Origin of the sequence: Psychromonas sp. MME1 (assembly GCF_041080865.1) — a bacterium.
Classification (GTDB): domain Bacteria; phylum Pseudomonadota; class Gammaproteobacteria; order Enterobacterales; family Psychromonadaceae; genus Psychromonas.
Window position 1 is genome coordinate 1218886 of the sequence record NZ_CP160906.1, and the last position, 12868, is coordinate 1231753.

A 12868-nucleotide genomic window follows, 5' to 3' on the forward strand; every position below is an offset into this window, starting at 1 on the left:
AATCATAATGTTGAATCTTTTGTTACAGTTAACAAAAGGTTCTCCGTAAATACATTTTTCAATTCCTCACTTACGTTAAAACTACAAAACTCTATCAACTTATCAATAATAACATTCCAATTGTTGTGAACTTGATTACATTCAACTTCAATAGCAGTAATAAACTGCAAAATATTCAATTCTATATCTTCTATTATTTCTAAATTAAAACGTACATCACCATGTGTCAAAATAAAATTATTTCGTAAATTAATTAACCCCTCCAGATACATAGTTAAATTTGATGGTATATTTGAAAATTCTGATGTGTTAATTATTTTTGCCCATTTCCCTCCGAACCCAGGTATGAAGCTACCATTTACTAATAAGGCATCAGGTCTTTTTAATTCCCCTTTTTTATTATAATAGTCATTAATTTCGCCTAAACCAGCATAAATTAGAAAACCATCACAATAAGTTTCTAGATATTTAAAGAAATACATAAATGAGCTAGATATAAAGCCTAAATTTTTCTTTATTTTGGCACATTCAAACAAATAGGATGAGTACAATTTATATACAACTGGATACCCATTTATAAGCTGAATTGAATTTGAATTACTTGGTCTTACAGCATTTACCAAATTAAAGAAATCTAGTTTTTTAATCTTAAAGGTTTCTGAAATAACTATCTGAGATTCAAACATTTCTCTGTATTTTTTCTCCCCTTCGACGAACTCTTTCAAACAAATATTATCAAAACACGTATCATTTTCTCTGTTATGTATTTCTGCTTTATTAAGAAAACTCCCCTTATACATTAACTGCATATTCAGGTTTGCAATATTTTCTAGAGAGTTTAAACATCTAATAATTACTTCCCCAATTTCTATAGGGGCATTCAACCTCCTTATCATCTCCTTGAAATCAGTAAAACAAGATAAAAACTCCATGAAATGTAACTCTTCACCTTCAAGACATCTATTCGAAATTGATGAAAATTCACTCAAAACAGGCATACTGTTTTCATTAATGATATAAACATCCCTAGATATTTCAAACAAACAATATAATATCTCCAGTGAACTCAGTTCTAAATCAGAAGTAATAAATGCAAAGGCATTGCAACCTTCAAGTTTCAAAGTTGAGCGAATGTGCTCAATCTCACTGAAATTTTTAACAATTACATGAAGGTCTTTATAAATAGTGGAAACAATATAAAGTTCAGCAATTGATGATTCCCTTGCATCAAAAAGATATACACAGCTCAATTACTCTTCCTCTGAGCCATTCACAATATAAATTATTTCACTTTCTTTTTGATTTAGGCTGTTTGCAAGCGATTTATCGGCGAATTCCAATTCTTCAGACAGTATTTCAAGCACCAATGCATCAAACTCTTTAGATGCGTCAATCTTGCTTGCACTATCTTTTGCATTCTTCAAATTATTATCTCGTTTTTCTTCTGCAATTAATAGACGCTCCCTTTCAAAACTAGGTATTGAAAAATTAGATTTATATGACTTAACAAAACTATTCTTTTTCTCAATAATCATTTTTTGATAATAAGTACTTAACTCTTTAATACCTAATTTATGTAATACATCTACTATTTCTTCAGAATTTCCCTCAACATTAAAAACTTCACAACAAACTTCATGAGCAGATAAAAATGAAAGCATTAAACGTGACAGTTGCTTTTTACATTCCCTAGTGACTTTTATCCGATTCCCATCAAAAATAGTTCCCTGTACATGAGATTTATTTAAATCAAATAATTTAGCGTTATCTTCTAACGTTTTCTCTAACAACAGAATTAATATGTCAGTTACTTTATTTACTTGCACCCCCCTAGGAATCAATACCTCAAGTAATTTGTACCACGACTCAATAATCGACTTTTGGAAAATTGTTTTTCTTGCAATGCTTGGTAAAACTTTGTTTCTTTTCTCAGAATACGTTTCTTTATATCTAGCTAATAATGCTTTAGCTGATTTTTCTTCACTACTAATTGGATCATTAAATAACAAATGATTTTTTACTAATTCAGCCGATTCCGATAGAGGATCTCTACTTGCAATAACCTTCTCGATCACTGTATCTAAAGTTGACTTAAATAACTCAAAAGATTCCTTATACTGCTTAGTTTCAAAAAATATTTTTATCAATGAATTGGTAATTGTTTCATTCACCAAGCCAGTCAATTTTTTCTTATGCTGAAGCGAAAAATCTCTCCATGGAAAATCTTTAGGCATAGGGTTAATTTGTTCATACTCATCCACCCCAAAATCAAAATTATTGATAGTAGACTTGAGACCAATAACTTCGGCAATTAGGCGAATTCCAGATTGAGATTTAAAAGACTCTTCGAAAGCAGAATTAATAACACCAATACTAGTGATTGTGTGGTCTCTAGTGATTGTTAACGATTCTTTATGGTTTTTTGTATTCCACTCAATGAGAGCAAGCGCATCTTTACCAAGGGTTGTGGACGTTAAAACTTCATTGCAAAAGTCTCTACAAATTATTGAACCTAGAGTATTATCTTGTAATAGTGTTAAAAAATGTCCACTCACTCTTTCAACAGTTGAATTTACATCAACAAATAAACTTCTCATAAAAGTTGATATAGTTGGAGGCGTTGCATCTGAAATAGTTAAAGACTTACATGAATGAGAAGAAAATATTAAGCAAACTGGCAATACAATATTTTTTACTTTGCTGTATTCATGGATTCTTAAATGTTCTAAAGCAAACAATCTATGCTGACCATCTATAACGACTAATTTACCACCTTTAATTTTCTTTTTGGTTAAATTAATCTCAACTTTCGCTTGCCCAAAATCTATATTAGCCTTACTTTTACCCGTTACAACAGTATTAAATTCAATTTCATTTCCTGTATTTGCACCAAAATTAGTGACCTTAAATAAGCCAGGCCACTCTCGAGTTATAACATCTCCAAATTCATCTTTATGCGTAGTTAATTTACTATCTGGGTAATAAGGTAGTAAATCGTTGCTACTATCAGTTTCAACTACTGATACCAATAATGGAGGAAGAAATACAATTTCTTTTTGCGGCGCCCCATCCACAGAAGTTATATACCTACTAATTTCACTTAAAGCTCGTTCCTGATCAATATCTCTTTGTATTAAGTAATCGAAATTTAGACTAGAGCTAACATCTCTAGCTAAAGATATATGTGGAATTTCATCAATCGAAAAAGTTGTCATTAAGTACTCAACAGGTACAGAACCATTACTCTCAAAAACGCCAAAAGCTCCAGACCTTTTAAAATCATAACTATATTCATCTTTATTTATTCTTCTCATGTATATCTCTTTATTTAGTTTTCGTGCATGAAATTAATATTTAGTAGTATTAACACTATAATTTTTTCAATATTGGTCAATAAACACAACCGTAATAAATTACGTATTCTTATTTCTCATTTTATACATACCACTGTCTAGCTTCTCAAAATAGTCATTCTTACCAAGATATGCCACAACATCAGAGCAATGATTGTAAATTGTTCGACGAATTATTACTTCCCAACTAGGAGGGAAATTTCTATCAGAGTTTTCATATATGTATTCATATATTTCTTTAAGAGTTAACGCTCGCTCAAAATGGGAAAATGCGTCAAAGATATCACCTAACCAACTTTTATTATCATTTTTTGTTAACTCTTTAATCTGTATTGTAGTTTGCTTAGAGAGCTGAAGTGTTAACTTATCTTTAAAATGACGCTGAAAATCTTCAAGCTTTAATACGTAAAAATCTTGTCCTGTTTTTAATCTAAATTCAGTTATCAGCTCAGGCCTAACTCTAGAAAACTCTTTAGATACCCAGTCTGGTTTTGCATCTCCTGTTACTAGAATAACGGTTAATTCATCTCGAATGGCTTGATCTATTAACTGATTCCAAAGTATCAAATCACCATATTTACTAGATATTTTGATGCCCGAATAACTACTTACTTGCTCTTTTTGTTCATCTTCAAAACCAGGTGGAATGCCGTATTTATATCTATACAAACCTTCTTCTTCAATACCTTCCATTTCACTCTTTGAGTAAGGGGCACCAACAATTCCATCAAATAACTCATATACATCTTTTATTACACTGTCTGTTTTAAAATTATTTTTTTTGACAGGTAGATGCGCAGTGATAATATTATTAATTTCATCAAACTTCTCACCTAACTCCTCCCTAAGAGGCTGTATTTCACTATTCTGCCCACCAATTTTTGCCAACCCATCGATTTCTTTCTTAAACGATTTAAACTTACTCACCACTTGAGAGTGTATTTTACTAGAGTTTTGAATCGTTACTTTCCTATTCGAATTAAACTCTAAAGCGACTTGATGTGGTAACCAAAGTTTAAAGTAATCGTTCTGTTTAAGGGATTTGAATTGAGATAAAACTTCCTTTACAACTGTAGCTTCGTATCTGTATAAGTTTAAAAGTATATTCGTATCAAAAGCTACTAGCACTTTTTTACTTGTTAATACATTGTTTTCGAGATAATCATCAATGTAGCCAGGGAAGTTATTTTTCATTTAACTAACTCCCAAAACGCTTTGTCTTTAATTTTTGTTATCTTCTTATCACCATCCACGTACAAGCTGTAATGCTTTTCTAATTCGCGGATAGACTTCATTAGGTTTTCTTGTTCTTGCTTATCATCTTTATTAAAAATCGATTTAATATCCTGATTTTTAATCTGTGAAACACGATGTACGATCCAGCTTAAAACATAAGTTGAATAATCATTCTCACTGGTCTTAAAATGGGTGATATCTTGTGTTGATAAAATCACTCCCACCCCATATTCACGCCCCTCTTTTAGAATCTTGCGTAAACTTGGGAAGTTCTGCGACATAAAGTTATCGGCTTCATCCACCAGCACGAGTTTAGTCACTTGGCGGAAGTCCCCCTGCACTTCAGGTTTACCCTTCTTCTGCATTTGCGAATAGAAAAGATCTAGCGTTAACGCCACCACTAGGTTTTGTACCTCTGAAGGATACCCCGCTAATTCAACGATGGTTACACCATCAACGAGTTCATACAAACTTGTGCATTTACTGACATCATCTTCAAATATTTCTAGCTCATTTAAGCTTTCTAACGCTGCATAAAGTGAGTCTTCAGTCGGTTCACTCTCTTCAAACAATGCCCACACATCGGCAATGGTTGGTGCTGATTGTTTCCACGTTGAAGGGTCTGCTTTGTGGATACCAGCAAGTTCATAAGCTTCGCTGATTAACTTACGTAATTTAAGCTGTTGTTTTTGCCCTAAACCAAAGGCTTTTCCCATGGTTTCAGCAAAACCTCGTGCGGTGTGCACAGGCAACATGGGCGTATCACCAAACAAACTTAACGGGTTATAAGGTAATTTATGTAGATTGAATTTTTTACCCTGAGTGGCATCAATAAACTTGTCATCTACATAGTCTGATTTGTAATCAAAAATAAGAATGCCAATCGGTTTGCCATCTACATTTTTATGCTGGTCACGATATAGCTGGGTTACCACCGCTTTGGTACACTGTGTTTTACCCGTGCCCATGGTGCCAATAATACCCGAGTTGGTATTCATGAATTTGGCAGTATTTGTAGGCTCCCAAAAAACAGATTGATCATCACGTACGTTATGGCCAACCAACACCTTCAAGTTACCATTTGGATCATATGTGCCCTTAACCTCTGCGACTTTATCTAACTCATTTTCTAATACAGGCTCAGGTTTTTTGGTGTTGTCATTGGTTATTGAGTCATCTACAAATTCTGTTTTAGTATTCTCATTTTCTTCAGAGTTGCTTGTTTTGGCTTTCACACTGGTAGATTCAGCTAACAGATATTGCTCAGGTATTTTACTTAAGGTATCTGAGCAAGCTTCCGCCATTAATGTAGTTAATGGCGTACTAACTAGGTGATTTAAATTAGCAGTTGGTAGCTGAATTTTAAGAATGTTTTGTACCTCTTCAAAGCTTGCTTCAAAGAAGGTGTCATTCTCTACCATCGCCACTAAAAACCCTTCGGGGTAGTCTTGCAGTTCAGCTAATTGATAATCGCCCTGTAACCACCACTCACGCAGTTCTAATATCGGCTCAAAGTAATCGGCTTGGTACAGGTTATAAAGTTTGTATTTATCTATCTGCATTAATATCTGACGTATAAACAAACCGCGATATAAGTGGCCCGCTAAATCATCTCGCCCTAGAATATCCTGCGTTAAATAGCGTTTTAACTCTTTAGCTTGCTCTACCCCTTTTTTATGGGTTTGTTTAAGCCCAGCTTTTACTTCGAGCGGCAATAGGTAGAGTTGATTCTCTTTAAAACCGACAAACAACACATCATCTGAAATCGCGCCCGATTTATAACCGTGTACATTACGCGAGAAATCACTGTCGTTCATTTTTAAACCGATATTACCTGCAACACGCACCATCTCTGCGACTGACAACGGCACCCAGGTAATATCTGATTTTGCTAATAAGCAGTTAACATATTTATAAGCACCAATTATGCCTTTTTTCTCTTTCCGCTCATTAGTACCAGCGGTGATCATTTTTAGCAACCACTCTCCGTTAAAGGCATTAAACTCTTCAATAATGCCCCCTTGATCTTGCTCTAATACTTTTTTGTACAGGTCAGTCTGTTTGGTTACGGTGATAGCATCGTAGTTGGTTGAGTTAGTGTAGTTATCGGAGTAATGGATCAACACCATATCTTTTGCACTTTCAAAAAAGTCTAAGGTGACCTTGGGGTCAATAATGGTGGTCCAAATAGAGTTATCGTAAGAGCGCTCAAGCAATGTTTTAAAATCATCGCTCACTGCTAGCGCTAACGAGTTTGCCCGCCCATGTTGCACATTGGCTTTACGTGCTGGTTTAATCAAACCATTAAGGCGTTGCGCCATGCTAAGATGTGCATTATGTTCTGTTTCAACATTCTTTAAACCAAAGGCAGTGAAATAACTTTCCTCTTTACTATCAGCAGCTTCACCCGCTAATAAACCATGACAAACCACGCCACTGAGCTCTTCTAATACGTTCACATCTGTTGGCTCTACTTTATGATGATTTCTGAAAAAACTTAGGTGTGCATAGGCTTGAGGGTTGGTTTCACACTCATCGTTACGGAACTTGCTATAGGTTAAACGCGTGCGTAACAGATCGATAATCGTATCGACTTGTTCTTTCAGCGCACCTTTATCTAAACCATAGTGTGATTTTAACTCGTCATAACTGGCTGTTTCTGCAAAGCGGTCAAATTCACAACGTGTTTCTTTATCATCATATAAATTCACATGAATGTGGCAGACTTTGTCTTTTTGCGTTTTAACGTAATCCACCAGCCCCATAAACAGTTCTACATTTTTATGGTTATTGACTGAGTTGATAATCAATGTCGCTTTGCTACCCGCTGTAAACAGAGAGCTAAAAGCATCTTTAAACTCTGTGACTTTATCTTTCACCAGTTTGCGCACGTAGCTATAACTTGTTTCTTGATGAGGGACTAACGCTAACCACATGCAGTTGTCTTTTTCTAACTTGGTAAAAGCAAACTCATGTTTAGGATGGTATACAAATGGTAATAAACCACGTGCATTTAAACGGTCTAACGTTACTTTAGGTAATGTTTTAAAACTGCTGTTATCGTTACAGTTATCGTCAACTATGGCCGTTGCTAGACCCAAATGATAAGCCAATATTAGCGGATGAAATGGCGTTATATATTCATGGCACTCTTCGTTTTCTTGGTATTGCGCGTAACCAATATTAACGAGTAGTTTTTCCGCTTTTGTTAGCATCACATCATAACCAATGGCCGCTATCGCTTGGTTATAATTGGTAACTAATTCAGAGACGATTTCTCTAAACTCATCCCCCCAGCTAGATAGACTTGGCAGTGTTTTATTGCTTGTGCAGTATTCAAATAACTGCAGGTATGCGAGATAAACCTCTGGGTAATCTGCTTCAATCGCTTTTAGATCTACACTCCGTTGAGGTTCAACGTGTTGGTTTAATAATTGTTTATCTAAAAAGTCTGCTTCGCGTTGCAACAGTGTTAAACGTCGCCCTTTCGGCGCGACCTCTTTATTGTCTAACAACACTTTATTTTTATTGCGGTTAAAACACGCGAAGTAATCATCTTTAAATAGCTGAACAAAACGGCCTGTATCTAACATAAGTGGTAAAGAGAGTGAATCTGATGCAACAGCCCCTTCGACATTAAAGGTTAAGCTTCCCGTTGGGCTCGTCACCTCAAAAATTACATCGTTTGATTCATTTGCTAGCGTTTCAAAATCGATCTCTTGGATATCTTCGTTATTAAAGACTTCCCCCGTTTGCGTTAACTTGGCTTTATTGCCCTGCTCAGCAATCACAAAGCTGTTATCTTCAATTTGTAGGGTGATACGTTGTTTATTAGGCTCAACTAAAAAGATATTCTCAAACGCTGGTAGGTAGAAGCTCTCTGCTGTTAATACCAATACACGGAACTTATAACACTCAGTCGTTTTATCTCGTTTTAATACCAAACTGAAGTAGGTTGGCTCGCCAGCAAAAGCACCAGTGACCGTTACTTTACTACGCTTACCACCACTATTATTAGGTTGCTGAATTTCAATACTTGGATCTTTGGTGTGTTGCAGTTTAAGTTGGTTTTTCTCTATTTTTCCACCTATGAAGGTTAATGACAAATCAAAGCTCTGCTGCCCTGGTTGTAGGGGTAAAATAATATGCTGTTCGCGTTTACCCGCATTGTTTTCTGATTTACTTTTCTTAGCAAGTTTATCAACTTGCTGCGAGTCAATTGACTCTAGCTCTAACACATTGCTGACATTACGCTTTTTCTCTTCTAAACAATCGGCAAATGTTAGCTCTGTTTTCCAGTTATCTAATTTTTCATCGGCGAAATGTTTTGCGACAAATTTGTCACTGAAATCATTCTCGGCAAACTTCTCTTCAAGCTCAGTTGAGAAACGTTCAGTTACCGTATTAATGCGATCAAAAAGCTTTTTGTTTTCTTCTAACCGTTTGTTGATTTGCTCTGGTTTTCCGCTCCAATTTAATATTTCAGGATCATCTAATAACCCCAATTCATGGAACTGTAAATCACCATCTAAAATTGCTTTGTAAAGCTCTTCAAAACCAAACATAGTTGCACCATCTTCCACTATCTGTGCAAAACGGTGGTCCAACAAACATTCAGAAACTTTACGATCTTTGGCGTGAGGATCAATCAAGTCTTTCAACGCATCTTTAATTTTTTCAGGGTGCCAAACACTGCCATCTTGAGCGATATCTTCAGCAGAATTAATTAACGTGTCCAACATACTGTTATGAATAACTAATAATGCACAGCCTTTAAAGTCACTTTGCTGACCAGCAACTTTATCACGCAGGTGTGAAATAAAATTCTCTGAATAACCATTGCCATTTTCACTATGCAAAACGGGTAATAGTTTTGTATTGCCACAGGTTAATACATTAATGGTGGTGCCTTTAATGATTATTTGATCATCACTTTTTGCAGTGAATGCATCGTATAAACGTTGGCTATTTTTGTTATCTGGCGATTGGAACTGATAACGGTAACCATGCTGTAGCTTTGTCTCGTTTAACTTTAAAAATTGCTCAGTTAAAAAGAACTCAAATTGTTTTTCTGACATAGACTGCATCTCCACTATCACTCATACGTTCAACATTACCAATACGCTCAAAAAAACAGATTAAGGCTTGTTGGCTCTGTTTATCAAAAAATACGCCTCTTGATTGAAAGGATTTAATTAACTCGTGGAAACGAACTTTTTCTTGCTCACCAATGGCTAAGTTGGTTAATAACAATAGGTAGTCTTGGTTAAAGACCAACACACGACCAGCTCGTCCGCGAGACTGCGCAAAGTGACTGCAGAATTCAGACTCAGTGGCTTTAACGTAGAGTTTGTTTATCTCATGACGTGATTCTTTTGCACCAAACTGCATTCGGCTGAGTTTAAGTAGATCTGCTAACACATCTTGTGGATTTTCACTTCCACTCAAGGTTAGATTTAACTCTCGGCTCTCTTTAAATGCCTGCGCATAGTTTTTGAGTAGAATTGCTGAGCTAGGGGTTTGCTGCAGGTTTTTCTGCTAATACCCATAAAGGTTGAATGGTATTCACTGCATTATCAATTTTTTTCGATTGCAAACTTTCATTCATTGATAGGTAAGGAAAGATATTCCATAACGCCTGATACATCTGATTATAGCCATAGTCTTTTACTAAATAACGCTCATCACTGGCTTTCTCACTGTCTAAAATGTAATAACTTAATTGTGCTTCCGGTTCCCCTTTTTGCCAGCCTTTCAAATTTAAGGCTAACTGTGCCGTGTAGAGATGTGCGTATAAGCGTAAAAACTCTTTGAAAATTGAAAGCAAATATTTAGGCCTTTTGCCTAAGAAACGCAGATCTTGCTGTAGGTGTTTTGCCATAAATGGCAGGTATGGCTCTTCGCTCGCTTCAGAAATAGTAAGCTTACCTTCTATTACCTCTTTGCTTAGCTTCATTAATTTTAATAATTCAGAATAAAGTTCATTCTCTAAGAAGTTGAATTTGTTATTTGGTTTTTTATCGAAGTAGAAGTTTCTGCAGTTGGTTAGCAAACATGCCACCTAAACTTGCATCTCTCGCACTGCCTTTTTCTTTAATGGTTTTGAACAGTAGAAACTCTGGCGATATTTTATAAAGTTGATCATTTTCAAAATACATTTTTTCTAAAACTGGCCAAAATTCACTTTCATCTAACTTAGTTTTGAAGCTCTTTTCACAGCTTGTTTTAAACTTTTCCAGTGCAATTTTAGATTCACTTGTTTCGTCATCTTTTACTGCTTGTTTTTCTTCATCGCTTAGCTTTTCAAGGTGTAGCTCTTTTCGAAATGATGTTTTAACTACATAACCTAGTACACTGTCCCAGTTAAAAATGTCTTTTCTATCTTTGGTATTGATTGGGAAATAGGTTGTTAAGGTATTATTTTTTACCTGCTCTTTAGTCTGAGGTAAATCAGCTCTTAGCATTAAACTCATAATCCACTTACCTCAAAATCTTCATTATCTACATTGGTTATTTTGTATTGTTTGTTACCTTTGCCAACTATGTACAGGGTATCAGAGCTGTTTGCGATCTCTGCAATTTTATCAACCAATTCATCAAGCAACACAACGGTGTTTTTGTCGTGTTTATTAGGACGATATCCCGCAACAATCCGCTGCATTAAATTCAGCAAGTTTATATTTACCTTCAACGCTAAGGTGTTATCACCAGCACGGAAATTAGCAGTAAAGAAAGAGCTGTCTTTTTCGTAGGTGTTATTTATCGCTTTTACATCGACCTTTAGTTCAAGTGATGACGCTAAGAAATAACCATTATGCTCCGAGATAAAGAACTCCCCTTTGGCTAATTTAGGGGCATTACGGTTGTTATATTTATGAATGGCAGTGATTGCCGTTCGACGATAAAACTGACGCAACTTATCCTTTTGCTCTGATGAGTTATCGAAACTAGTATGCAAGTGCCAAACTTGTGAATAATTGTCTATCAGGTGCTCATCAAAATCACCAGCAAACTGTTTATGGTATTCATTGCCGTAGTCAGATTTTCTTAGCATATAAAACAAACGCAAATAGGAGTCTGCATTTGGCACCCTTCGTATACCAAGATCAGTTAATGCTATTTTGTAATCATCAAAATCAGCATCAGGTAGTTGCAAAGAATGAGACAAAATGAATTTATCGATTTTTTGAGTACGTTTAATCGCTGGGTCAAAGTCCGAAATAATATGACTTAGCTCGTTGTCCCCTTTTTTAAATAAGTTATCAAACAGGTAATCAGGGCCAGCGAGCAAATGAAAAATGAAATCTAATAAGGCACGTGCTGTTAAAAATTGGTCTTTCATTAAACGCGCTTTAAATAGAAGGTCAATAATAACGTCTTGCACTTCTTCACGCGCTAGCAATTGATAGTTCGCACAAAGCTTTTTATCTGGGTTTTGTTTTTGTCTCTCGACATCAAAGTATTGACGAATTAAGTTAGCTTCTTGGGCTGTTATTTTCTTTAATAAGTCTTTTGCAAACTTGGAGGTATGACCATCAATCTCTAAAGTAAATTTGGGGTAGTTTTCAAAGTCTAAATAACAATGATTTTCTGGTATATCATCTTTATCATTAGCTAAAAAAGCTTTGATCGACTCAGTAATCTCTGAAATAGCCCCTTCTTCTGCATAATTACCTAACATACCTGTGTTAATGCCGATCACTAGTGGTTTGTTGGTATTTTCAAAATCAGTAAAGAGTTTATTTAGTGTTTCAATAGCTGAATCTTTAGGATGAAAGCTGTGGGTAGCATCTAAGTGGAATTTCACACGTCTAGCGTAGTCTTTGCTGTATTTTGTCAGAATCTTGATTTACCATCGCCACTACTACCACATAAGAAAATTATCTTCTTATCGGTTGAGGATAAGCCAGTTAATTGCTTTACAAAATCCGTTTCAATATCCGTTTTAATATAAAGGTATTTTTTTACTTCATCCAAGTCAGTTGATAACGCAGCCTCTCGTTCTGTTGAGACAGCGTATGGTGATGATTTAGACATCACACTAAGGGCAGTTCGAAAATTAATCAAATGATTTAGTTCCTGTAAGGCGTTATTGTTAGGGATTATATGTTTAGATGATTTTTATGATGGTAACAGATTGATAAATGGCATGATAACGGTAAGTTCAAATTAATGGAATATTAATACCAATTCTATAATTATCTGTTCATTAATCCCTGTTAAAATGAATGCTAGCTTTGTTATTGATTTTGTAATTATACCAATCGGAGTAAATAGCT

General features: G+C 35.2%; 9 protein-coding genes. All 9 read right to left on the minus strand.

The window, feature by feature from the left end; genetic code table 11:
- Positions 1 to 2 precede the first annotated feature (2 nt).
- Entirely contained in the window at positions 3 to 1250 is a 1248-nt protein-coding gene (locus tag AB2N10_RS05715; protein ID WP_369434472.1) for a hypothetical protein, read from the minus strand.
- The gene (locus tag AB2N10_RS05720; protein ID WP_354625261.1) at positions 1251 to 3314 is read right to left on the minus strand and encodes a hypothetical protein; all 2064 of its coding nucleotides are present in this window, start codon (positions 3312 to 3314) and stop codon (positions 1251 to 1253) included. It lies immediately after the preceding gene.
- A 99-nt stretch (positions 3315 to 3413) separates the two neighbouring features.
- Entirely contained in the window at positions 3414 to 4547 is a 1134-nt protein-coding gene (locus tag AB2N10_RS05725; protein WP_354625260.1) for a PIN domain-containing protein, read from the minus strand.
- Positions 4544 to 9667 (minus strand): DNA phosphorothioation-dependent restriction protein DptH, encoded by a 5124-nt coding sequence (gene dptH, locus AB2N10_RS05730; RefSeq protein ID WP_354625259.1) that lies wholly within the window; start codon positions 9665 to 9667, stop codon positions 4544 to 4546. The genes AB2N10_RS05725 and dptH overlap by 4 nt, the downstream gene beginning before the upstream one ends.
- On the minus strand, positions 9648 to 10037 hold the full coding sequence (gene dptG / locus AB2N10_RS05735) for a DNA phosphorothioation-dependent restriction protein DptG (protein WP_369434473.1): 390 nt from the start codon (positions 10035 to 10037) through the stop codon (positions 9648 to 9650). The genes dptH and dptG (AB2N10_RS05735) overlap by 20 nt, the downstream gene beginning before the upstream one ends.
- Positions 10038 to 10101: 64 nt before the next feature.
- Positions 10102 to 10641, minus strand: coding sequence for a DNA phosphorothioation-dependent restriction protein DptG (dptG, locus tag AB2N10_RS05740; protein WP_369434474.1), 540 nt, complete (start codon positions 10639 to 10641; stop codon positions 10102 to 10104).
- Positions 10607 to 11062: a hypothetical protein gene (locus AB2N10_RS05745; protein WP_369434475.1), complete on the minus strand. Its 456-nt coding sequence runs from the start codon at positions 11060 to 11062 to the stop codon at positions 10607 to 10609. The genes dptG (AB2N10_RS05740) and AB2N10_RS05745 overlap by 35 nt, the downstream gene beginning before the upstream one ends.
- Complete coding sequence (dptF, locus tag AB2N10_RS05750; protein WP_369434476.1) at positions 11059 to 12396, minus strand: DNA phosphorothioation-dependent restriction protein DptF; 1338 nt, start codon at positions 12394 to 12396, stop codon at positions 11059 to 11061. Before dptF ends, AB2N10_RS05745 begins: the two co-directional genes overlap by 4 nt.
- 29 nt (positions 12397 to 12425) lie before the next feature.
- Positions 12426 to 12656, minus strand: coding sequence for a hypothetical protein (locus tag AB2N10_RS05755; RefSeq protein ID WP_369434477.1), 231 nt, complete (start codon positions 12654 to 12656; stop codon positions 12426 to 12428).
- Positions 12657 to 12868: the final 212 nt, after the last annotated feature.

Excerpts from the sequence above, each read along its gene's own strand:
- AB2N10_RS05720 (WP_354625261.1), bottom strand. The coding sequence starts at position 3,314 with ATGAGAAGAATAAATAAAGATGAATATAGTTATGATTTTAAAAGGTCT.
- AB2N10_RS05725 (WP_354625260.1), bottom strand. The coding sequence starts at position 4,547 with ATGAAAAATAACTTCCCTGGCTACATTGATGATTATCTCGAAAACAAT.
- dptH (WP_354625259.1), bottom strand. The coding sequence starts at position 9,667 with ATGTCAGAAAAACAATTTGAGTTCTTTTTAACTGAGCAATTTTTAAAG.
- AB2N10_RS05745 (WP_369434475.1), bottom strand. The coding sequence starts at position 11,062 with ATGAGTTTAATGCTAAGAGCTGATTTACCTCAGACTAAAGAGCAGGTA.